Origin of the sequence: Mesorhizobium caraganae, assembly GCF_016836705.1 — a bacterium.
In the GTDB taxonomy this organism is placed as follows: domain Bacteria; phylum Pseudomonadota; class Alphaproteobacteria; order Rhizobiales; family Rhizobiaceae; genus Mesorhizobium; species Mesorhizobium caraganae.
In genome coordinates this window covers 244,165-266,558 of sequence record NZ_JAFCGY010000004.1, presented here as the reverse complement: position 1 = coordinate 266,558, position 22,394 = coordinate 244,165, and the positions used below count along the sequence as shown (strand labels likewise).

The 22,394-nt window shown below is 62.6% G+C and carries 19 protein-coding genes; 15 read left to right on the top strand and 4 right to left on the bottom strand.

All coding sequences use genetic code 11. The annotated features are described in order from the left end of the window. Nucleotides 1-285 precede the first annotated feature (285 nt). A complete protein-coding gene (locus tag JQK88_RS13255; RefSeq protein WP_203278513.1) occupies nt 286-2,112 on the bottom strand; it encodes an ATP-binding protein in 1,827 nt (608 codons plus the stop codon). Between the two features lie 152 nt (nt 2,113-2,264). Between JQK88_RS13255 and JQK88_RS13250 the strand changes: the two genes are divergently transcribed. Genes JQK88_RS13250 through JQK88_RS13240 form a run of 3 tightly spaced genes read left to right on the top strand, consistent with a single transcriptional unit; the run spans nt 2,265 to nt 3,695 of the window. Then, nucleotides 2,265-2,831, top strand: coding sequence for a helix-turn-helix domain-containing protein (locus tag JQK88_RS13250; RefSeq protein ID WP_203278512.1), 567 nt, complete (start codon nt 2,265-2,267; stop codon nt 2,829-2,831). Nucleotides 2,832-2,835: 4 nt separating this feature from the next. Beyond that, nucleotides 2,836-3,144, top strand: a complete 309-nt coding sequence (locus JQK88_RS13245; RefSeq protein ID WP_203278511.1) for a hypothetical protein — start codon at nt 2,836-2,838, stop codon at nt 3,142-3,144. A gap of 17 nt (nt 3,145-3,161) precedes the next feature. Beyond that, nucleotides 3,162-3,695: a GNAT family N-acetyltransferase gene (locus JQK88_RS13240; protein WP_203278510.1), complete on the top strand. Its 534-nt coding sequence runs from the start codon at nt 3,162-3,164 to the stop codon at nt 3,693-3,695. Here JQK88_RS13240 and JQK88_RS13235 read toward each other — a convergent pair. Beyond that, a complete protein-coding gene (locus tag JQK88_RS13235) occupies nt 3,692-5,494 on the bottom strand; it encodes an NAD(P)/FAD-dependent oxidoreductase (protein WP_203278509.1) in 1,803 nt (600 codons plus the stop codon). The two genes, JQK88_RS13240 and JQK88_RS13235, sit on opposite strands and share 4 nt — an antisense overlap. Before the next feature lie 753 nt (nt 5,495-6,247). Here JQK88_RS13235 and JQK88_RS13230 point away from each other — a divergent pair. Together JQK88_RS13230 and ilvN are read left to right on the top strand one after the other, a co-directional pair. Beyond that, nucleotides 6,248-8,029 carry an acetolactate synthase 3 large subunit gene (locus JQK88_RS13230; RefSeq protein WP_192257930.1) on the top strand — a complete coding sequence of 594 codons (1,782 nt, stop codon included), beginning with the start codon at nt 6,248-6,250 and terminating at the stop codon, nt 8,027-8,029. Nucleotides 8,030-8,168: 139 nt separating this feature from the next. Further along, a complete protein-coding gene (gene ilvN, locus JQK88_RS13225; protein ID WP_203278508.1) occupies nt 8,169-8,741 on the top strand; it encodes an acetolactate synthase small subunit in 573 nt (190 codons plus the stop codon). A 349-nt stretch (nt 8,742-9,090) separates the two neighbouring features. Here ilvN and JQK88_RS13220 read toward each other — a convergent pair whose 3' ends face one another. Beyond that, a complete protein-coding gene (locus JQK88_RS13220; RefSeq protein ID WP_210388289.1) occupies nt 9,091-9,531 on the bottom strand; it encodes a metalloregulator ArsR/SmtB family transcription factor in 441 nt (146 codons plus the stop codon). A 103-nt stretch (nt 9,532-9,634) separates the two neighbouring features. Here JQK88_RS13220 and JQK88_RS13215 point away from each other — a divergent pair, with 103 nt between their 5' ends. The 8 genes from JQK88_RS13215 to JQK88_RS13180 all read left to right on the top strand — a co-directional run bounded on the left by JQK88_RS13215 (nt 9,635) and on the right by JQK88_RS13180 (nt 19,084). After that, nucleotides 9,635-10,519, top strand: a complete 885-nt coding sequence (locus tag JQK88_RS13215) for an acyl-CoA desaturase (protein WP_203278507.1) — start codon at nt 9,635-9,637, stop codon at nt 10,517-10,519. A gap of 124 nt (nt 10,520-10,643) precedes the next feature. Next, the gene (locus tag JQK88_RS13210) at nt 10,644-11,240 is read left to right on the top strand and encodes a LysE family translocator (protein WP_203278506.1); all 597 of its coding nucleotides are present in this window, start codon (nt 10,644-10,646) and stop codon (nt 11,238-11,240) included. A 250-nt stretch (nt 11,241-11,490) separates the two neighbouring features. After that, complete coding sequence (locus tag JQK88_RS13205) at nt 11,491-12,774, top strand: efflux RND transporter periplasmic adaptor subunit (RefSeq protein ID WP_203278505.1); 1,284 nt, start codon at nt 11,491-11,493, stop codon at nt 12,772-12,774. After that, the gene (locus tag JQK88_RS13200) at nt 12,771-15,935 is read left to right on the top strand and encodes an efflux RND transporter permease subunit (protein WP_203278504.1); all 3,165 of its coding nucleotides are present in this window, start codon (nt 12,771-12,773) and stop codon (nt 15,933-15,935) included. The genes JQK88_RS13205 and JQK88_RS13200 overlap by 4 nt, the downstream gene beginning before the upstream one ends. Nucleotides 15,936-15,999: 64 nt before the next feature. Further along, nucleotides 16,000-16,605 carry a nitrile hydratase subunit alpha gene (nthA, locus tag JQK88_RS13195; protein WP_192257938.1) on the top strand — a complete coding sequence of 202 codons (606 nt, stop codon included), beginning with the start codon at nt 16,000-16,002 and terminating at the stop codon, nt 16,603-16,605. Beyond that, nucleotides 16,602-17,261, top strand: a complete 660-nt coding sequence (nthB, locus tag JQK88_RS13190; RefSeq protein ID WP_203278503.1) for a nitrile hydratase subunit beta — start codon at nt 16,602-16,604, stop codon at nt 17,259-17,261. The genes nthA and nthB overlap by 4 nt, the downstream gene beginning before the upstream one ends. After that, the gene (locus tag JQK88_RS13185; protein ID WP_246501800.1) at nt 17,248-17,592 is read left to right on the top strand and encodes a nitrile hydratase accessory protein; all 345 of its coding nucleotides are present in this window, start codon (nt 17,248-17,250) and stop codon (nt 17,590-17,592) included. The genes nthB and JQK88_RS13185 overlap by 14 nt, the downstream gene beginning before the upstream one ends. A gap of 364 nt (nt 17,593-17,956) precedes the next feature. Then, a complete protein-coding gene (locus tag JQK88_RS13180; protein WP_192257943.1) occupies nt 17,957-19,084 on the top strand; it encodes an ATP-dependent DNA helicase in 1,128 nt (375 codons plus the stop codon). A gap of 6 nt (nt 19,085-19,090) precedes the next feature. Here JQK88_RS13180 and JQK88_RS13175 read toward each other — a convergent pair whose 3' ends face one another. Beyond that, the gene (locus JQK88_RS13175; RefSeq protein WP_192257945.1) at nt 19,091-19,510 is read right to left on the bottom strand and encodes a SpoIIAA family protein; all 420 of its coding nucleotides are present in this window, start codon (nt 19,508-19,510) and stop codon (nt 19,091-19,093) included. A 112-nt stretch (nt 19,511-19,622) separates the two neighbouring features. Here JQK88_RS13175 and JQK88_RS13170 point away from each other — a divergent pair, with 112 nt between their 5' ends. Next, complete coding sequence (locus JQK88_RS13170; protein ID WP_192257947.1) at nt 19,623-20,363, top strand: pyridoxine 5'-phosphate synthase; 741 nt, start codon at nt 19,623-19,625, stop codon at nt 20,361-20,363. Nucleotides 20,364-20,466: 103 nt separating this feature from the next. Continuing rightward, entirely contained in the window at nt 20,467-22,386 is a 1,920-nt protein-coding gene (locus JQK88_RS13165) for a potassium transporter Kup (RefSeq protein ID WP_192257949.1), read from the top strand. The last annotated feature ends 8 nt before the right edge of the window (nt 22,387-22,394 follow it).

The following is a 22,394-nucleotide window of genomic DNA, read 5'->3' as shown; positions in this document are numbered from 1 at the left end:
AACACGCTCTTTGACGTATCCATGCCAATGCGAATAAGTTTATCCACGGACGGTCTCCCTTGATGAGATCTGCAACGACCTCATTCTGGCACATCACGATGCCGTCGGGGGCCGTCCACCCCAACACGTACAAAAAGTACGCTCCGCTCCGGTTCTCGAAGACGGCACCATTCGACTCAGCCTGACGAATTCCCTGACGGGATTTACCCAAGAGGTCCAACGACGCCGGGCTTGGACGCCGAGGCGGCTTTTCAATTGTTCGGCAGAAGGACGTTTCGTTTAAGCTCAATCGCTTTGCGAGCGCATGCCGAAGGTGGCGGGCTTCAGGCCGTAGCGCATGTCGAAATCGTCGTCTGGCTGGACGCGCGGCGCTGGCGGCTTGCGGTAGTCTGGATCGCCGGCCTGGCGGCCGGTATCCACGACCTCGGCGAAGGCCATCGCCTGTTGCGGCTTCGGCACGTTGCGCAGCCGCTCGACGATCGCGGCGAGATCGACATCGCCGTCGACATCCGACTCCAGATCGTCGCGCTTGGCTGTGCCGGGGATCAGCTCCTGCGCGAGCTTTTCGAATTTCAGCCGCATGGTCGTCGCTACGCCTTCACCGAAGGCGATGGCTTCGCGCTGACCCATGGAAGACAGGAAGGCCAGCGTCGAGGCGGAGGAATCGGCGATCGCCGAGCGGATGATTGCCTGGTCCTGCTCGTTGGCCAGGCGCATGGCAAAGAAGGTCGAGCACTGCGACAGGATGGTCGGATCAAGTTCGCCCGGACGCTGGGTGACGACGCCGAGATAGCAGCCATATTTGCGGCCTTCCTTGGCGATGCGCGATAATGCATGCCTTGTCGGCGCGAAGCCGAGCCGCGGATCGGCCGGCATGTAGCGATGCGCTTCCTCACACAGCAGCAAAAGTTTCAGCCGGCCTTCGCTCCACAGAGCGAGGTCGAAGGCGAGGCGCGCCAGCACCGAACAGACGGAGTTGACCACTTCGGACGGCATGCCGGCCATCTCGAAGCAGGTCACCGGGCGGCCATGATGCGGCACCCGGAAAATGTTGCCGATCGTCTCGTGGATCGTGTCCTCGATCAGCCGCGAATTGAACATGAAGCGATAGCGCGGGTCGGATGCCGCCGACTCGATGCGCGTCTTCAGCGATTTCAGCGTCGGGCGGTCGTTCTTGCTTTCCAGGAGGCCCATGCGCTCGTCGATCTGTTTGATGAGATCGACCATGCGGTAGGGCACCGGCGTGTCGGCGGTCAGCGCATCGCTGCCGCGCCGCACATAGGAGCCGGAATTCGGGTTGCGGTAGAGATTCTTGGCGGCGGGGATCAGGTCACGCAGCACATCGACCTCTTCCGGCACGACCTCTCGGCCGCGAAACAGCACCTCGGCGAATTCCTCCAGCCTGAACATCCAGAACGGCAAATCGAGCGTCTTGGAGTCCACCTTGACGCAGAATTCCGGCAGCGACGCGGCGAATTCATTGTGAGGATCGAGGATGAGGATGCGCAAATCGGGCCGGGCGGCGATCGACTTGCGCAAGAGCAGCGAGACCGCCGTGGATTTGCCGACGCCTGTCGTGCCGACAATGGCGAAGTGGCGCGCCAGCGTGTCGTCGATGGCAATGTTGGCGTCGATCGCCTCGTCCTGCGACAGCGTGCCGATGGTGATCGAATGACGCCCGGCGAGGTCATAGACCGCCTGCAGGTCGCGGCTGCGGATGCGGTGGGCGATGGCGCCGATATGGGGATAGGTGGTGATGCCGCGGTCGAAAATCGGGCGGTCGCCTGGCTCGGCGCCGTCGCGCACCTCGCCGATCAACTCGACGTTCACCTCGATCGGGTTCTGCCCCTCATTGCTCCAGGCGCGATCCGACTTGCCGATCTCATAGACCAGGCCAACCGTGCGCGATGTCCCGAGGTTGATGGAGATCATCTTGCCGACCGTCCACAGGCCGGTGACCGCCCCTTCGATGTCGTCGGCGTAGGCGCTGATCGTGGCGCGGGCGCCGTCGCACTGCACGACATTGCCCAGAATGCGCTTGTCGTTCTGCTCGGCGCGGCGGCGCTCCTGCGAGGTCGGTTCTCCGACGGAGGCTTCGCGCTCGACAAACATACGGTCCGATCCCCATTCCCGTGGAGCGTCGACCCTACGCAAATGGGGTTAAGGTGGCGTGTGACGGGATGGTGTAGCAGGCGTTAACCGATCAGCGAAAATTCAACCGACCAGCCTCTTTCCTAACGCCGGAATTTCGATATATTGGACGAATGACTGATATAGCGAATGACATTTCCTCCACCATCGGCAGAAGAATCCACTCCGAACGAGCCTTGCGGAACTGGTCGCTGGCCGATCTGGCGGACCGCTCTGGCGTCTCGAAAGCCATGCTCAGCACCATCGAGCGGGGCATGACCAGCCCGACCGCGGCGCTCTTGGTGCGCATCGCCGCCGCCTTTGGCATGACGCTGTCGACGCTGATTGCGCGCGCCGAGCAGCAAGGCGGCGGCCTGCTGCGCGAAAGCGAGCAGCCGGTGTGGCGCGACCCCGGCACCGGTTACGTCCGGCGGCATCTGTCGCCGGTCTCCGACATGCCGCTCGAACTGATCCGGGTGCAATTGCCGGCGGGCGCCAAGGTAAGCTTTCCAGCAGCGTCTTATGCCTTCATCAAGCAGCAGATGTGGCTGATCTCCGGACGTCTCGAATTCACCGAGGGCGATGTCGTGCACAGTCTCGAGCCCGGCGACTGCCTGGCGCTCGGCGCGCCGTCGGACTGCACGTTCCACGCCGTGGGGCAGCAGCCCGCCGATTATCTGGTCGCGCTGGTCAGGGGCTGAGGTCGTGTCAAGACGTCCCAAGCGCTCCGACAATGGCGGACCGCCGCTCGATGATTACAAAGGACCGCCCTGGGGCAAGGGCGATCCATACATCTTCCTCGCCTGGCAGGCAGCGCACGCCAAGGCGTGGAAGGCGCCGAGCCGTGACGTGATGCTGATGCGCATGGAAAAGGCCGAACGGCTCGGCCTGACCTATGAGGAATACACGCTCGAAATCCTCGAACGCGGGCTGCACCTGCAGCCGAAAGACGCCGATCGCATCGCCGCGATCAAGGCAGGACGAAAACGGCGCCGCGTCGTGCGTCTGGATTAGCAAGGGATAGTGCAGGCATGAGTTCCATCGAAATCAAGGTCCTGACCCGTGACGCCGCAACCCTAGCCGCGCTGATCGACATGCTGATCGAGACGGTCGCAGCCGGCGGCTCGGTCAGCTTCATGCATCCCTTGTCCCGGCAGGCGGCGGAAGGCTTCTGGGACCAGTCGCTGACGGCTGCGGAGAGAGGTGAAAGGGTGGTGCTGGGCGCCTGGGACGGTGATGCTCTCCTCGGCACCGTGACCTTGCTGCTCGACTTTCCTGATAACCAGCCGCACCGCGCCGAGATCGCCAAATTGATGACCCGGATCGCACATCGCGGCAAGGGCATAGCGAGCCGGCTGATGCGCGCCGCGGAGGCTCTTGCCGTCGAGAGAGGCCGCACGTTGCTGGTGCTGGATACTGCGACCGAGGAGGGCGCTTCCGGCCTCTACGAAAAACTCGGCTTCACGCTCACCGGCGAAATACCGGACTTTGCCCTGAAGCCGCATGGTGGACTGACCGGCACGCTCATCTACTGGAAGCGCGTTGCCCAGTCTGCCGCTGCCTAACCCTTGTGGTGAACCTGCTGCAGTGCGTAGACCGGCGTCGCGATGCCTTCCATCCGCGCCTTGAGCTGCAGCGACAGGAACTGCGAATAGTGGCGTGACTGATGCAAATTGCCGCCATGGAACCACAGCGCCTCCTGCTGCGTCGGCTTCCACATGTTGCGCAGTTCGCCTTCCCAGGGACCGGGATCCTTGGTGGTGTTGGAGCCAAGGCCCCAGCATTTGCCGACCTTGTCTGCGACCTCCCGTGAAATCAGGTCGGCCGCCCAGCCGTTCATCGAGCCGTAGCCGGTGGCGTAGACAATGAGATCGGCCGGCAGTTCGGATCCGTCGCTGAGCAGCACCGAGTGCGCCTTGACCTCCTTCACCTCGACACCGCTCTTCAATTTGATTGAGCCGTCGATGATCAAGTCGGAAGCGCCGACATCGATGTAGTAGCCCGAGCCGCGCCTCAGATACTTCATGAACAGGCCGGAGCCGTCGTCGCCCCAGTCGAGCATGAAGCCGGCCTTCTCGAGGCCTTTGTAGAAGCTGGCGTCGCGCTTCTTCATCTCGGCATAGGCCGGGATCTGGAATTCGTGCAGGATCTTGTAGGGCAGGGAGGCGAAGACAAGGTCGGCCTTGGCGGTGGTCATGCCGCTCTCGACCGCCTTTTCCGAATAGAGCGAGCCCAGCCCGATCTCCATCAGCGTGTCCGACTTGACGATATGCGTGGTCGAGCGCTGCACCATGGTGACGTCGGCGCCTGCCTCCCAAAGGGCTGCGGCGATGTCGTGGGCTGAATTGTTGGAACCGATGATAACAGCCTTCTTGCCGACATAGGCGTCGGGGCCGGGATGCTTCGAGGAGTGATGCTGGTCGCCCTTGAAGCTTTCCATGCCCTTGAAGTTCGGCATGCTGGCCTTGCCGGACTGGCCCGTGGCCAGCACCAGCTGCTTCGGCTTCAGCGTGATGTCCTTGCCGTCGCGGCGCACGACAACCGTCCATTCTTTTTTCTTGTCGTCGTAGACAGCGCTCTTGGCTTCGCTCGAGGACCAGTAGTTCAGCTCCATCACCTTGGCGTACATTTCCAGCCAGTCGCCAATCTTGTCCTTGGGCGCGAAGACCGGCCAGTTCCTGGGGAAGTCGATATAGGGCAGATGGTCGTACCAGACGGGGTCGTGCAGGCAGAGCGACTTGTAGCGCCTGCGCCAGCTGTCGCCGGCGCGCTCGTTCTTCTCGACGATGATGGTCGGCACGCCGAGCTGCCGCAGACGCGCACCGAGCGCGATGCCGCCCTGGCCGCCGCCGATGATCAGCGTGTAGGGCTGCGTCTTGAAGCCGAGTTCGGCGGCTTCCTTCTCGCGCTCTTCCTTCCAGGTCGGCCGGTTCCTGCCATGGCCATGCTTGGCGCCGAGCGGGCGGTCGAAGCCGGCCGGCTCTTCGTGGCCCTTGAGCTCGACCATGGTGGTGAGCAGCGTCCAGATCTTGCCGTCCTTCAGCCGGATGTGGCCGAAGCCGCGCGCCACCTCCGTTTCGAAGGTGATCCAGCCGTCCAGCACGCCGTCGCTTTCGCTCGCGTCCTCGCCCTTGGCGATCGCCCAGTTCGACGGTTTGGTCTTCGCCAACTGGCTGACCAGCATGTCGCGCACCTGATCGCGGCCCTCCATCGTCTTGATGTTCCAGGTGAAGGTGACGAGATCGCGCCAGTAACAATCCTCCTGAAAGCAGGCCACGGCCTTGTCGATATCGCCGGCGCTGAGTGCCGCGCCGAAGGTATAGAGCAGGTCTGAGAGCTTCTTATTGGGGGCTTTGTCGAGCATTGAATTTCCTCCGCGATTTTTCTCTGGCCGCCTGCAGCGGGCGGAACCCTGCCGAAGCTTAACGTCCGGCTTCGCGCAGTATCGCGGCAAATTATGCGCCGCGTCACGTCGTCCAATAGTTTGGCGCTTATTCAGGGACTTATCGGGAAATCGGGGCGCCGAAGGCCGTTGCGAACCAGCGGCGGACCGCTTCCTCGGCTGGGCTCAGATGGGCGCCTGACGGTGCGGTCAGATAGTGGCCAGCGCCGTGTTTTGCCGCCTCCAGTGCCGCGACGAAACTGTCGAATTTGTGCCGGCGCGATAGTGGGCTTCATGCGCGCTGCGGCGAACCATTCGCCCCACATTTCGCGCGCGCCGACGACGGTGAGTTTCGGCAATTCGGTCCAGTCCGGCATTTTGGCGAGGTGCGGCGCCGCCATCGGCGTCAATGTTTCCCGGGTGAGCCGATCGGCCTGTCGCCCGGCAAAGGAAGTGAGCGAACCGGGTACTGCGGGCCGATCTGAACCGGCAGCGGCCGCCCACATTGCCCGTTGACAGCGGCGCAAAACCAATTCTATTGTCCGCCACCATGAAAAAGGCACTCATTCTCGTAGGAAGGCGCGTGGGCAAGGCGGTGTAACCGCCGGGCGAAAACCTCCCATGCGCAACATACAGGCTCCCTCGGGGGCCTTTTTTATTGCCCGAAACACGACTAAACGACCCACAACACCCAAATGGCAATCACCCGATGGCGGACAGTACGGGACAGGACCGATGAGCAACGGACAGAGTGAGCGGCGCGAAATGACAGGCGCCGAAATGGTGGTGCAGGCGCTGAAGGACAATGGCGTCAAGCATGTCTTCGGTTATCCCGGCGGCGCGGTGCTTCCGATCTACGACGAAATCTTCCAGCAGGACGAGGTCGAGCACATTCTGGTCCGCCACGAGCAGGGCGCCGGTCATGCCGCTGAAGGCTATGCGCGCTCCACCGGCAAGGCCGGCGTGCTTTTGGTGACATCCGGGCCGGGCGCCACCAATGCGGTCACGCCGCTGCAGGATGCGCTGATGGATTCGATCCCGCTGGTCTGCCTGACCGGGCAGGTGCCGACCTCGCTGATCGGCTCCGACGCCTTCCAGGAGTGCGACACGGTCGGCATCACGCGGCCCTGCACCAAGCACAACTGGCTGGTGAAGGATGTCAACGAACTGGCCGCCACCATCCATGAAGCCTTCCATGTCGCCACGACCGGCCGTCCCGGTCCCGTGGTGGTCGATATTCCCAAGGACGTGCAGTTCGCCAAGGGCATCTACGTGCCGCCGCAGACGGCGCCCCGCACCAGCTACCAGCCGAAGGTTCAAGGCGATCTCGACAAGATCAAGGCCGCGGTCGATCTGATGGCGAGCGCCAAGAAGCCGATCATCTATTCGGGCGGCGGCGTCATCAATTCCGGCCCGGAAGCCAGCCATTTGCTGCGCGAACTGGTTGACCTCACCGGCTTCCCCATCACCTCGACGCTGATGGGGCTCGGCGCCTATCCGGCATCGGGCAAGAACTGGATGGGCATGCTGGGCATGCACGGCACCTATGAAGCCAATATGGCGATGCACGATTGCGACGTGATGATCTGCATCGGAGCGCGCTTCGACGACCGCATCACCGGACGGCTGACCGCGTTCTCGCCGAACTCGAAGAAGATCCACATCGACATCGACCCGTCCTCGATCAACAAGAACGTCCACACCGACGTGCCGATCATCGGCGATGTCGGCCGCGTGCTGGAGGACATGGTGCGGCTGTGGCGGGCAAGCGCCAAGGCCGACAAGAAGGCGCTCTATCCCTGGTGGGAGCAGATCGCCAAATGGCGCGCGCGCGATTCACTCGCCTACAAGATGAACAACGACGTGATCATGCCGCAATACGCCATCCAGCGGCTCTACGCGCTGACCAAGGACATGGACACCTACATCACCACCGAAGTCGGCCAGCACCAGATGTGGGCGGCGCAGCACTATCATTTCGAGAAGCCGAACCGCTGGATGACATCCGGCGGTCTGGGCACGATGGGCTACGGCCTGCCGGCGGCACTCGGCGTGCAGATTGCGCATCCCGATGCACTGGTCATCGACATTGCCGGCGACGCCTCGGTGCAGATGACGATGCAGGAGATGAGTGCGGCGGTGCAGCACGATGCGCCGATCAAGATCTTCATCCTCAACAACCAGTATATGGGCATGGTGCGGCAGTGGCAGCAGCTGCTGCACGGCAACCGTCTGTCGCATTCCTACACCGAGGCGATGCCCGACTTCGTCAAGCTGGCTGACGCCTATGGCGGCCATGGCATTCGCTGCGAGAAGCCGGACGAACTGGACGACGCGATCAAGGAGATGATTTCGGTCAAGAAGCCGGTGCTGTTCGACTGCCGCGTGGCGACACTCGCCAACTGCTTCCCGATGATCCCGTCGGGCAAGGCGCATAATGAAATGCTCCTGCCGGACGAGGCGACGGATGAAGCCGTGGCCAACGCCATCGACGCCAAGGGCAGGGAACTGGTCTAGGGCATGATGCAGAAAAGTGTGAAGCGGTTTCCGGGCGACATCATGCCCCATCGATAACACAAGCCGAGGCAGGGCTTGTCGAAAGAAGCCGTGCGCCAACAGAGAATTAGCTCAAAAGTCTGAAATCGAGATTCACGTCATGAACGCACAGCTTCAACCGACCGGCTCCGCCTATTTCATCGCCAAGGAAACCGAGAAACCGGAGAACCATACGCTCTCCGTGCTGGTCGACAACGAGCCGGGTGTGCTTGCCCGGGTCATCGGCCTGTTTTCCGGCCGCGGCTACAACATCGAGAGCCTGACCGTCTCCGAGACCGAACATGAAAAGCATCTGTCGCGCATCACCATCGTGACGCGCGGCACGCCGCATGTGCTGGAGCAGATCAAGCACCAGCTCGAGCGCATCGTTCCGGTGCACCGCGTCGTCGATCTGACCGTGCGCTCGCACGAGTTCGGCCAGGAGCGGCCGCTGGAGCGCGAACTGGCACTGGTCAAGGTCGCCGGCACCGGCGAGGCCCGCGTCGAGGCGCTGCGGCTGGCCGACGCTTTTCGCGCCTCGGTCATCGACGCCAACACCGAGCATTTCATTTTCGAAATCACCGGCAAGGGCTCCAAGCTCGACCAGTTCATCGCCATCATGAAGCCGCTCGGCCTGGTCGAGATCTGCCGCACCGGCGTGGCGGCATTGAACCGCGGCCCACAGGGGATGTAGGGATTCATGCGAAATTAAAGTTCCGCAATCACGGTTGGCGAAGGCTGTCTGAATTCGATCTGAGAATTAGTGGCGCATGACACCGCGACGAGAGCTGATGATACATGTGATGATGTACGCTCTGATCGCATTCTCGATCTGGGTTCTTGCCCATGCCTGGGTAACGATGACGGTCCCTGTCGGACGAACCTATAGCCTGGTTGCGTATGCGGACAATCCAACCAGATTCTGGGATGGGATCCTGTTCCACGTTGGATCCATAGTCATCTTAAGTTGGTTTCTCTGGGCGCTGAAGTATCGCCGTCGAGACTGATGTGTCGAAGGCCTCCTGCCAGGTGCGATCGGGATATCAATCACCGGATTTTGCGGGCGAGCCATCGATCCTGCCGGCTAGCTCTTTGCTCTCCCTTTTGATCGGGCGCGAGACCGGGCAGACGTCCTGGACGAAGCCGTTCAGCGTGTTGACCAGATTGTTCTGGACCAGCGAATAGCGGATGAACTGTCCCTGCCGCTCCCTGGCGATGAGGCCGGCCGTCTCCAGGATGCTTAAGTGCTGCGAGATCGACGGCTTTGACATGTCGAAGCGCGCCGCGATCTCGCCCGCGGTCAGCGACGAGTGCGCGAGATAGGCGAGGATCTTGCGCCGGGGCTGCGACGACAGCGCCTCGAACACACGTTGTATGGCGCCGCTGCCGCCAGCAGCTGTTTCAGCATCGGATATTTTGTCTTCGATCACTTCCGCCTCTTGGGTCACAAAGGCGTGCGCCTTCGGTCCGATTTTATCCGGCATTTAGACTATTGCCTAAATACCTAATCCGAGATAGTAGATAATTAGCTTACTGCCTAAATAAGCGCCGGCGCGGCGCGACGCCGAAGATGGCGACGTTGTCTGGATGCCGGCCAAGTCGATCTGGGTTGGCGCAATGACGCTGATCGCCCTGGTGCTCGGGCCGATGACCTTCAACTGGAGCGCTTTTGCTTTGTTCGTGGCGACAACGGCGGTGACGATCTGCGCCGGTCATTCGGTCGGCATGCATCGCCTGCTCATCCACCGCTCGTTCAAGGTGCATATCTGGATCGAGCATGCTCTGGTCTATCTCGGCACGCTGGTCGGCATGGCAGGCCCTTTCGGCATGATCTATGCGCATGACATCAGAGACTGGGCGCAGCGCCAGACGGCATGCCACGATCTGCATGCGCATCGCCGGCCCTTCTTCACCGACGCCTTCTGGCAGATGCATTGCGCCGTCGCGTTGCGCAATCCGCCCGATTTCGTCATCGAGCCGTCGATCCGCAACGACCGCTTCTACAAATTCGTCGAGCGCACCTGGATGCTGCAGCAACTGCCATGGGCGATCCTGTTCTTCGCCCTTGGCGGCTGGAACTGGGTGGTCTGGGGCATTGCGGTGCGGGTCTCGGTATCGCTCACGGGGCATTGGCTGGTCGGGCATTTCGCGCATCGGGGAGGGCAGCAGGGCTGGCGCGTCGATGGCGTCGCCGTGCAGGGCTACAATCTGCCGCGTTTCGGACTGGTGACCTTCGGCGAGAGTTTTCACGGCAACCATCACGCGTTTCCCGAATCCGCCAGGCTCGGCATCGAACGCGGGCAGATCGATCTCGGCTGGGTTTTCATCCGCATCCTTGCCGCTCTGGGTCTCGCGCATAGCGTGAAACTTCCCGAGAACACGCCGAAGCGCAAAGGCCTGCGGCGTCTGGGCGACCATCAGGAGACGGCTGCCGCTCCCGGCCTGTTGTCGGCACGGCCTCACGGCAGGTAGACTGTCTCGGCTGTGGCTGGCTCGGAATAGACGGATCACGGCGGGGCGTGTTGGACCAATCGAATGGAGTTGCGTCCGACGCCCGGTCGATTTAAGTCAGCATTCCTGACCTTTATGAGCCGTCATGTCCCTCGACGCCTTCCTTGCCCTTTTGGTCTATGCCTTCGTAACCTCGATCACGCCGGGGCCGAACAACCTTATGCTTTTGGCGTCGGGCGTTAATTTCGGCATCGTCAGGACCATTCCGCACATGCTGGGCATCAGCATCGGCTTTTGCGTGCTGTTGCTGGCCGTCGGCTTCGGCCTTGGCGCCGTGCTGACGGCGTTTCCGGCGCTGCACACCGGATTGAAGATCGCCGGCGCCGCCTATCTGCTCTACCTCGCCTGGAAGATCGCGATGTCGCGTTCGCTCAGCGCTAAGGGCGAGACGGAGGCCAAGCCGATGCGCTTCATCGATGCCGCCGCCTTCCAGTGGGTCAATCCCAAGGCCTGGGTGATGGCGATCACGGCCATGGCCGTCTACACCAACGCCGACCATCCATTCCTGTCGGTGGTGTTGATCGCTTTTGCCTTCTCGCTGGTCAATTTGCCAAGCGTGTCGATATGGGCGGGTTTCGGCACTGCGCTGCGCGGTTTCCTGTCGGATCCGGTACGGCTTAAATGGTTCAACATCGCCATGGGCGTGCTGCTTGCGGCGACGCTTTGGCCGATGCTGAAATAGGATATGCTTGATGTTCAGGTGAGGCTCGCCGGACCTGAATCTCAACCACATCCTGGCTGGCTTTCCGACTCCTGAGCCGGCTGCCCATTCATTGTGCAGTGCACATTAAATCTTCGTAATGCCGCGTTTTGGCCCTTTTCCGACAAAGGCGTGTCCTATCTACTTCGGCAAAATCGCGGCAAGGCGCCGTGTTTTGCGGTAGAATGAGACCACCGGGTTCGGCGTGTCGGATCATAGGGCTTGTTAGTCGATGCGCGGGAAAGTCGTTCTGGCGGTGGTGGTGGCAGCGGCCTGTGTCGCCGCTGCATGGGTGTATTTTTCGCCAGCGGCGATGAGCAGTCTGCAGCAGATGCTGCCGGGCGCCAGGCAGACAACGGCGGCGGACAAGCCGGCTGCGGCAGACAAACCTTCGGCTGACAAGGCTGGGAGCAAATCCGGCGCCGGCGCCGCCCGTTCGGCCTCGATCGTTTCAGCCACCGCAACTACAGCCGATTTTCCGATCCGCCGCTACGCCATCGGCTTCGTCTCGTCGCCGGCCGTGGTCAACATCAATGCGCGCGTGTCCAGCCAGATCGTGTCGATCGACGTCAAGGACGGGCAGATGGTGAAGACCGGCGATCTGTTGTTCTCGCTCGACGACCGGTCGCTGAAGGCGCAACTGGCCAAGGACCAGGCGACGCTGGTCAAGGATCAGGCGATGCTGGTCAGCGCTCAGGCTGATCTGCAGCGCGCCAAGGACCTGGTCGCCAAGCAGGCCGGCACGCAGCAGACCTACGATCAGGCGCTGGCCGCGCAGAAGGCGGCCGCCGCAACCATCGACGCCGACAAGGCGACGATCGATGCCGATACCGTCCAGCTGAGCTACGCAACGATCACGGCGCCGATCTCGGGCAGGCTGGGCGCCGTCAATGTCTCGGTTGGCGACCTTGTCACCGTCAGCAACGGCAACAGCACCACGGCGACGCCACTGGTGACTGTCACCCAGATGGATCCGCTGCAGGTGAACTTCAACCTGCCGGAAAGCAATCTGGCGCTGCTGCACAAGGCGCTGGCCAATCCGCAGCAGGGCGCGGTCACGCTGACCAAGGACGGCGACCCGACGCCGATCGGCAAGGGCACGCTCGACTTCGTCGATTCCAGCGTCGACACCGCTTCCGGAACCATTGCGACGCGGGCAAGCATTCCCAATACCGATCTGTCGCTGTGGCCCGGACAGTATGTGAACGTCATCCTTGACGCCGGCATCATGCCGCACATGACCTCAGTTCCGACGGTCGCGGTCCAGCCCAGCCAGAAGGGCCCCTTCGTCTATGTGGTCAAGCCGAACAACACGGTCGAGATGCGGCCGGTGCAGGTGGCGCTGACCGAAGGCGAAAACAGCGCCATCAGCGAGGGTGTCAAGTCGGGCGAGAAGGTGGTCGTCGAGGGCCAGACCAGGCTGAAGGACGGCGCCGCCGTGCATGAGGGCAAGGCGGCTGGCGGGGATCAGGCCGCGCCAAAGGTCGCGCAAGCCGAGAAGGCTGGCGCCCAATGATTTCCGAATTCTGCATACGCAGGCCCGTCGCCACGCTGCTGATGTCGTTCGCCCTCGTGCTGGGCGGGCTGTTTGCCTACAAGTTCCTGCCGGTGGCGGCACTGCCAAGTGCTGAATTTCCGGTCGTCAACGTCTCGGCGTCGCTGCCCGGCGCTTCGCCCGAAACCATGGCGACCTCGGTGGCGACGCCGCTGATCAAGCAGTTCGCGACCATTGCCGGCATCGATTCGATCTCGACCTCCAACTCGCTCGGCCAGACCTCGATCGCCATCCAGTTCGTGCTCAACCGCGACATCGACGCGGCCGCCGCCGACGTGCAGGCGGCGATCGCGCGTACGCAGAAATCGCTGCCGCCGGAGATGACGTCGCCGCCGAGCTATCGCAAGGTCAATCCGGCCGATGCGCCGATCCTCTTGATGTCGCTGGTCAGCGATACGGTTCCGTTGACCGATCTCGATGCCTTCGCCGAAAACGTCATCTCGCCCTCGCTGTCGACCATCGACGGGGTGGCGCAGGTCTCGATCTACGGCCAGCAAAAATACGCCGTGCGCATCCAGATCGATCCGACGGCACTTGCCGCGCGCGGCATCTCGATCGACCAGCTGCAGACGGCGATCGCGTCGGCCAACAGCAACACGCCGCTCGGCGTCCTGCAGAACGACAAGCAGCAGCTGACCATCACCGCCAACACGCAGCTCACCAACGCCGCAGGCTTCGCCAACCTCATCATCGCCACCAAGGATGGCCACCCGGTGCGGCTGGGCGAGGTGACCCGCGTCGTCGATTCGGTGCAGACCACGACGACGGCGAGCTGGTACGACGGTACGCGCGCGATCATCATGGCCGTGCAGCGCCAGCCCGACGCCAACACTGTCGACGTCGTCGACAAGGTCAAGGCGATGCTGCCGTCCTTCCAGGACCAAATGCCGGCCGCCGCCCAGATCAAGCTGCTCAACGACCGTTCGACCTCGATCCGCCAGGCCGTCGACGACGTGCAGTTCACGCTGCTTCTGACCATCGCTTTGGTGGTGATGGTGATCTTCGTCTTCCTGCGCCGGGTGACGGCAACCATCATCCCGGCCGTGGCGGTGCCGATCTCGCTGATCGCTACGCTCGGCGCGATGTTCCTGTTCGGCTTTTCCATCGACAACATATCGCTGATGGGCCTGACGCTTGCCGTCGGCCTCGTCGTCGACGACGCCATCGTCATGCTGGAGAACATCTTCCGCCACATGGAGGAGGATGGGCTGTCGGCCTTTGACGCATCGCTGAAAGGCGCACGCGAGATCGGCTTCACCATCATCTCGATCTCGATCTCGCTGGTGGCGGTGTTCATCCCCGTGCTTTTGATGGGTGGCGTCATCGGCCGCATCTTCAACGAGTTCGCCGTGGTGGTGACGGTTGCCATCCTGGCGTCGATGTTCGTGTCGCTGACGCTGACGCCGATGCTGTGCTCGCGGCTGCTGTCGGTGACGAAGGCCGACCGCGACAAGCATGGCCCCGGCCACAAGCAGGACGTCGTCACACGCGGCTATGACCGGCTTCTAACCTTCTGCCTGCGCCACACTTTCCTGGTGTTCCTCGTCTTCATCGGAACCGCGGCAGGGTCGGTGTGGCTGATCGAGGTGTCGCCGAAGGGCTTCTTCCCGCAGGAGGATATCGGCCAGATATCGGTGACGACGATCGCGCGCCAGGACATCTCGTTCGACGCCATGTCAAAGCTGCAGGGGCAGGTGGCCAGTGTCTTCTCGCATTCGCCCTATGTCGATCATGTGGCATGGTCCGCGGGCAGCGGCAGCAATGCGCTCAACCAGGGGCAGCTTTTCGTCCAGCTCAAGGGCAAGGATCAGCGTCCCGATATCGAGAAGGTGCTTGCGGATCTAAGGCGGCAACTGGCCGGCGTGCCTGGTATCGAAACCTACATGCAGCCGGTGCAGAACCTGCGGCTCGGTTCGCGCTCGTCAGCCAGCGCCTACCAGCTGGTCGTGCAAGGCCTGGATACCGGCCAGACCGACATCTGGGCGCAGAAGCTGAATGACGCGATGGCGGCCGACCATGCGAATTTCACCGACGTCACCAGCGACCTGCAGAACAATGCCCTGCAGGCATCGCTGGTGGTCGACCGGGACAAGGCCGCCCAGCTGGGCATCGATACCGACACGCTGCGCACTGCCCTCTATGGCGGGTTCGGCACCGACCAGGTTTCGACAATCTTCGGTTCGGCCGACAGCTACGAAGTCATCACCGAGCTCGATCCCAACATCGAATGGTCGCCGGAGCGCATGCTCGCCATCCAGATGAGGACGGCGAGCGGCAGCCTGGTGCCGCTCGGCGCCTTTGCCCGCGTCGACCGCACGGCCGGCGCCTTGACGGTCAACCAGCTCGGCCAGCTTCCGGCCGTGACCATCTCCTACAATCTGCCGCAAGGCGTGGCGCTCGGCGACAGCACGGCCCGCATCGACGCGCTGAAGGAGCAGATCGGCATGCCGAAGGCGATCTCGACCAGCTTCGCCGGCACCGCCAAGACCTTCCAGGATTCGCTGGCCAACCAGGGCCTGCTGATCGGTGGCGCCATCCTGACCATCTATATCGTGCTCGGCATCCTCTATGAGAGCTTCATCCATCCGCTGACGATTCTGACCGGCCTGCCTTCGGCGGTGCTCGGCGCAGTGGTGGCGCTGCGCTTTGCCGGCATGGACCTGTCCGTCATCGCGGTAATCGGCATCCTGATGCTGATCGGCATCGTCAAGAAGAACGGCATCATGATGGTCGACGTCGCGCTGGAACTGCGACGAGACGGCATGTCGGCGAAGGAGTCCATCCACAAGGCGTGCCTGATGCGGTTCAGGCCGATCATGATGACGACGCTGGCAGCATTGATGGGCACGTTCCCGATCGCGCTCGGCACCGGCGCCAGTGCTGAACTGCGCCAGCCGCTCGGCGTCGCCGTTGTCGGCGGTCTGCTCGCTTCGCAGGCGCTGACGTTGTTCGTCACGCCGGTGATCTACGTCTATTTCGAGAATTTCTCCGGCTGGCTGATGAGCTTCTTCTCCTCGAAAAAGAGCCGGCCGGCGCTGCATGCTGTCGAGAGCGGCGAGCAAGGCTCGCTGTTCGGCCCCGAGGACCGGCTTGTCGAACCGCAAAAGGCCGCCGCCGAATAGGCAGCGGCCCGTGGCCCAAGCTGTCATGCTTGCCGAGTCGTTCCGGCAATCCTAATCTGCGGTCATGTCCCACGATCATGACCACGACAACGAGTTCGACCCATTTGCGGCGCGGGTGCGCGCGCTGGAAACCATCCTCACTGAAAAAGGCCTGATCGATCCGGCGGCGATCGATGTCATCGTCGACACCTATGAGACCAAGATCGGGCCGCGTAATGGCGCCAGGGTTGTGGCGAAAGCCTGGAGCGATCCGGCCTATGCCGACTGGCTGAGGCGCGATGCGACGGAGGCGATCGCCTCGCTGAGTTACACCGGCCGGCAGGGCGAACACATGCAGGCGGTGTTCAACACGGAGGAGACGCATAACCTCGTCGTCTGTACGCTGTGCTCCTGCTATCCGTGGTCGGTGCTTGGCCTGCCGCCGGTCTGGTACAAGGCGCCGCCTTACCGCTCCCGCGCGGTGATCGATCCGCGCGGCGTGCTGGAGGAATTCGGCCTGACCTTGTCGGCGGAGAAAAAGATCCGCGTCTGGGATTCGACCGCCGAGCTGCGCTATCTCGTGGTGCCGATGCGGCCGCAAAATACCGAGGGCTGGAGCGAGGAGCAACTGGCCGAACTGGTCAGCCGCGACGCGATGATCGGCACGGCGGTTGCAACGGTGCCGGCATGAACGGGCCGCAGGATCTCGGCGGGCAGATGGGCTTCGGGCCGGTCGCGCCCGAGAAAGATGAGCCTTATTTCCATGCCGCATGGGAAAGGCGGGCGCTTGGCGTGACGCTGACGGCCGGCGCCATGGGCGCCTGGAACATCGATGAGAGCAGGCATGCGCGGGAATCGCTGCATCCCGCCGATTATTATGCGTCGAGCTACTACCAGATCTGGATCAAGGCGTTGGAGGAGCTGTTGAAGCGCCACGGCTTTATCAGTGAGCGCGATCTGGCCGAGGGCCGGGCTGTCGATCCGGCAGCAACGCCCAAAAGGGTGCTGAAGGCAGAAAACGTCCCGGCTGTGCTGGCCAAGGGCGGCCCTTGCGACCGGCCGGTTGCGACACCGGCGCGGTTCAAAGCGGGCGATCCTGTGCGGACAAAGAATTTCAGTCCCACCGGCCATACGCGCCTACCGCGGTATGCGCGCGACAAGCAGGGCGTGATCGAGGCTGTGCGCGACGGTTTTGTCTTCCCCGACAGCAACGCGCATGGCAAGGGCGAAAACCCGCAATGGGTCTATACCGTCGTCTTCAATGGCCCTGAGATCTGGGGCGAGGGCGCCGACCCGACGCTCACCGTCTCGATCGATGCCTGGGAGAGCTATCTTGAGCCGGCATGAGAGCGCATTGCCGTTCGACGAGCCGGTGTTTTCCGAGCCTTGGCAGGCCGAAGCCTTCGCCATGACGGTGGCGCTGCACGAGAGGGGCCTGTTTTCGTGGAGCGAATGGGCCGACGCGCTGTCGGCTGAGGTGAAGAAGCCGAGCGCTGCAAGCGACGGTCACGATTATTACGAGCATTGGCTGGCGGCGCTGGAGAAACTGCTGGCGGCCAAGGGCGTCGCAGGAAAAAGCGATGTCGACACACTCGCCGCCGCCTGGGAGCGCGCCGCGCATGCGACGCCGCATGGCAAGCCTATCCTCCTGGAAAATGACCCGGGACAAGTCGACTAGGCTCGTCTTTCGACAAGGGATGAAGTCTTTGCGGCGTTTGCGCTGCCCCTCACCTGCCTGCCGGCATCCTCTCCCCGTATAGTGACGGGGAGAGGGGCGCTGTCATCGCCGGTTTCGCTAATCTCCAGCATCTCATGATGGCGCCGAGGCTGCGGCCAGCCTTTTTCTCCCCGTCACTATACGGGGAGAAATGCCCGGCAGGGCAATAAGGGGCAGCGCTGACGGTATGTCCTTATGTGAGGCGACTACCCGGCTCCTCTATGTTTGTTCCCTTTATGTTCCAGTTCAAGCCTGATAGCTTGCGTCCGAAGGCATTGATGGTGACGGCCTTGTCTTTCCCTTGCGAATCCGGTCTCTCCAGCTGATGGAATTCTCTCCCCAACAGGATGAGGCGTTAAAGGCGGTGGCGCGCTGGCTCAAGGAGGGCCGGCCGCAGATCTTCCGGCTGTTCGGCTATGCCGGCACCGGCAAGACGACGCTGGCACGCTATTTTGCCGAGCATGTCGATGGGCAGGTGCAGTTCGCCGCCTTCACCGGCAAGGCTGCGCAAGTGCTGCGCTCCAAAGGGGCGGTCAATGCCCGCACCATCCATTCGCTGATCTACCGGCCGAAAGGCGAGGAATCGGTTGCCGACGAGGTGACCGGCAAGACCTCGATGTCGCCGACCTTTTCGCTCAACCGGCAAAGCCCGATCTCGCGCGCCAAGCTGGTCGTCATCGACGAATGCTCGATGGTCGACGAGCAGCTCGGCCGCGATCTCATGAGTTTCGGCACACCGATCCTGGTGCTTGGCGATCCGGCGCAGCTGCCGCCGATATCGGGCGGCGGCTTCTTCACCGAGCACGAGCCGGATGTGCTCTTGACCGAAATCCACCGTCAGGCACGCGACAATCCAATCATCCAGCTGGCGCTCGACGTGCGCGAGGGCCGCGAGTTCATGCGCGGCGATTACGGCACCGCGCAGGTTATCGGCAAGGAGGATGTCACCCAGGAGCTGGTGCTGAAGGCGGACCAGGTGCTGGTCGGCACCAACCGCACGCGCCGCCGCTACAACCAGCGCCTGCGCGAGCTGAAGGGTTTCAATGCCGATTATCCGCAAGCCGGCGACAAGCTGGTCTGCCTGCGCAACGACCCCGCCAAGGGTCTTCTCAACGGCTCGCTGTGGAAGGTGATGACCTCGTCGCGCGAGACGGTGAAGCCCGGCATCAATCTTCTGGTCTCGCCCGAAGAAGACGATCCCGACCGCGGCGTCGCCAAGATCAAGCTGCTCAAGTCGGCGTTCGAGGATCCGGACGCTGATATCCCCTGGCAGCAGAAGAAGCGCTTTGACGATTTCGATTATGGCTATGCGCTGACCGTGCACAAGGCGCAGGGCTCGCAGTGGAACGACGTCGTGCTGTTCGACGAGAGCTGGGCGTTCAAGGAAACCCGCCAGCGCTGGCTTTATACGGCCATCACACGAGCGGCAGAGCGGCTGACCATCGTTAGATAGCTGGCGTCAGGTAGCAGTTGGCGTAGCAGGGCTGAGTGGCGTCGCGCCCAGCCATTGCCAGGCGTCCGCTTCGTCCTCGGCCTTGAAGTGCCTGAACTCGATGGGAGATGCAGCGGGGAGGAAGCTCTGCGCATCCGCTATCCAGTTCGGCTCGCCGATCGTCGCGCAGCGGGCGATATGCTCCAGGGCGTGCACCGTGCCCTGTTTCAACGTCTCGTCGGCGACATCCGCCCAGTCGACGCCCTCGTGATCGACCAGCCGCATCAACACGTCGATTCGCGGGTGAAGCGCGTAGGCGGCCTCCAGCAATCCAAACAGATTTTCACCGTCTGCCGCCGAGATATGGCCGACAACGTCGATGGCGAAAAGATCCTCACGGTCGGTTTCGATACGGCGGATCGCCGGCACGGATTGGAGAAAATTCATTGGCTGGGCCTCCCTCTGCGAGCAGATGTCATGACTGGAACACCCGAAACCCCCTGTCTGTTCCCGTCAAAGGCAGTATAGATGCGCTGCACAAACAGCCGGACCTCACGCCATGCCCGCAAAACTTTCCGTCAATCTCAACGCCATCGCCATGCTGCGCAACCGCCGCGATCTGCCATGGCCGAGCGTCACCGGGCTCGGCCGCCTGGCGCTTGCCGCCGGCGCGCACGGGCTGACGGTGCATCCGCGGCCCGACGAGCGCCACACCAGGCATTCCGACCTGCCGGAGATCCGGGCGCTGATCGACGACGAGTTTCCCAAGGCGGAATTCAACATCGAAGGTTATCCGACGCAGGATTTTTTGGCGCTTGTGGAAAAGCACCAGCCGGAACAGGTGACCCTGGTGCCCGACGATCCGGCGCAGGCGACCTCGGACCATGGCTGGAACTTTGCTGCCGAGGCCGCGTTCCTCAATCCGATCGTCAAGCGCCTGAAAAAGGGGGGCTTTCGCGTGTCACTGTTTTCCGATCCGGACCCCGACGGCGTCGCCGCCGCGCGCGATACCGGCGCGGACCGGGTCGAGCTCTATACCGGGCCCTACGGCAGCTGCTATTCCGATTCCGCCAAGGCGCAGAAGGAACTGGAAAGATTGGGAAAAACCGCTGACGCGGCACTCGCCGCGGGGCTTCAGGTCAATGCCGGGCACGATCTGGTGGTGAACAACCTGCCGGCGTTGGCAAGGCGCATCCCGGCATTGGCCGAAGTGTCGATAGGGCATGGGTTGACAGCCGATGCGTTGGAGTATGGCATGGCCGGCACGGTGGGGCGTTTTCTGAAGGCTTGCGGGTGGTAGAGGCAAACCCCCTGGCGTTACGGCATGGCAGCCATTACCTCAGGGCACTTGATATTGCATCGCAGCAAGCGTAGAGCACCGCCCGCTTATCGGAGTGTCGTCCATGGCCCTTACCAATACTGGTAGTGAGGCAGAACCCGTCGAACAATCGAGCCATCCCGAAATCGAACAGCATAGCACCAAGGTGCTGATGCTGGGCGCGCTCGGCGTGGTCTATGGCGACATCGGCACCAGCCCGATCTACGCGTTCCGCGAGGCACTGGTGGCGTCTTCCGGCGGCGAGGTCGCCGACCGCGGCGATATTCTGGGCGTGCTGTCGCTCATCATCTGGTCGCTGACGATCATCGTCACCATCAAATACATCATGTTCGTGCTCAGGGCCGACAACCGCGGCGAGGGCGGCGTGCTGTCACTGATGGCGCTGGCGCGGGGCAGTTTTCCGGCGCGTTCGGCGCTGATCCTGGCCATCGGCATTGTCGGCGCGTCGCTGTTTTTTGGCGATGCGGTCATTACGCCGGCGATTTCGGTGCTGTCGGCCGTCGAAGGCATGAATGTCGTCACCCCGGCCTTCCAGCCCTATGTCGTGCCGTTGACGCTGGTCATCCTGGCGATCCTGTTTTCGGTACAGCGTTTTGGTACCGGCGGCGTGGCGCTGATCTTCGGCCCGATTACCGCGGTCTGGTTCCTGGCCATCGGCCTTTCCGGCCTGAACCACATCATCGCCGATCCGGAAATCCTGTGGGCGGTCAGCCCGCACTACATCGTCGCTTTCCTGATCAATTCGCCCGACGTCGCCTTCGTCACCATCGGCGCCATCTTCCTCGCCGTCACCGGCGCCGAGGCGCTTTATGCCGATCTCGGCCATTTCGGCCGCAAGCCGATCGTGCTCGCCTGGCTGGCCATCGTGTTTCCCTGCCTGTTGCTCAACTATGCCGGGCAGGGCGCTTTCGTGCTGGCCAAGAACGGCGTGGTCGGCCATCCATTCTTCGAGATGAATGAAGGCTGGACGCTGATCCCGATGGTCGTGCTGGCGACGGCGGCGACAGTTATCGCCAGCCAGGCCGTCATATCAGGCGCTTTCTCGCTGACCCGGCAGGCAGTGCAGCTCAACATGCTGCCGCGCCTGGAAATCCTGCACACGTCGGAACGGCAGTCCGGCCAGATCTATATGCCGCGCGTCAATCTGCTGCTGGCGCTGGTGGTGATGCTCTTGGTCGTCGGCTTCGGCGAATCGAGCAAGCTGGCGTCGGCCTACGGCATCTCGGTCACCGGCAACATGCTGGTCACGACGGTGCTGCTGTTCGTCGTCATGACGCGCATCTGGAAATGGCGGCTGTGGGTAGCGGTCGCAATGACGGCTGTGTTCGGCTTCATCGATGTCGGCTTCTTTGCCTCCAACATCGTCAAGGTGTTCGAGGGTGGCTGGGCTTCGCTGGCGGTGGCCTTCACCATCGTGCTCGCCATGTGGACCTGGGTGCGCGGCAGCCGCTATCTCTTCGACAAGACCCGCCGCAACGAAATCCCGCTCGATTTCCTCGCCGGCAATCTGTTGAAGAAGAAACCGCAGTTGGTGTCCGGCACAGCCGTGTTCCTGACCAGCGATCCGCAAAGCGCGCCGACCGCCCTGATGCACAGCCTGAAGCACTACAAGGTGCTGCACGAGCAGAACGTCATCCTCTCGGTGGTCACCGCGCCGCAGCCGCTGGTGCCCGACAGCGAGCGCGTCAAGATGGAGACGGTCAACGAGCTGTTCATGCGGGTGACGCTGACCTTCGGCTATATGGAACAGCCCAACATCCCGCGCGCGCTGGCGATCTGCCGCAAGCAGGGCTGGAAGTTCGACATCATGACGACGTCGTTCTTCCTGTCGCGGCGCTCGCTCAAGGCCTCGCCCAATTCCGGCATGCCGGTGTGGCAGGACAAACTGTTCATCGGGCTCGCCCGCACGGCGGCCGACGCGACGGAATATTTCCAGATCCCCACGGGACGCGTGGTCGAGATCGGCACGCAGGTGGCGATCTGACAGAAAAG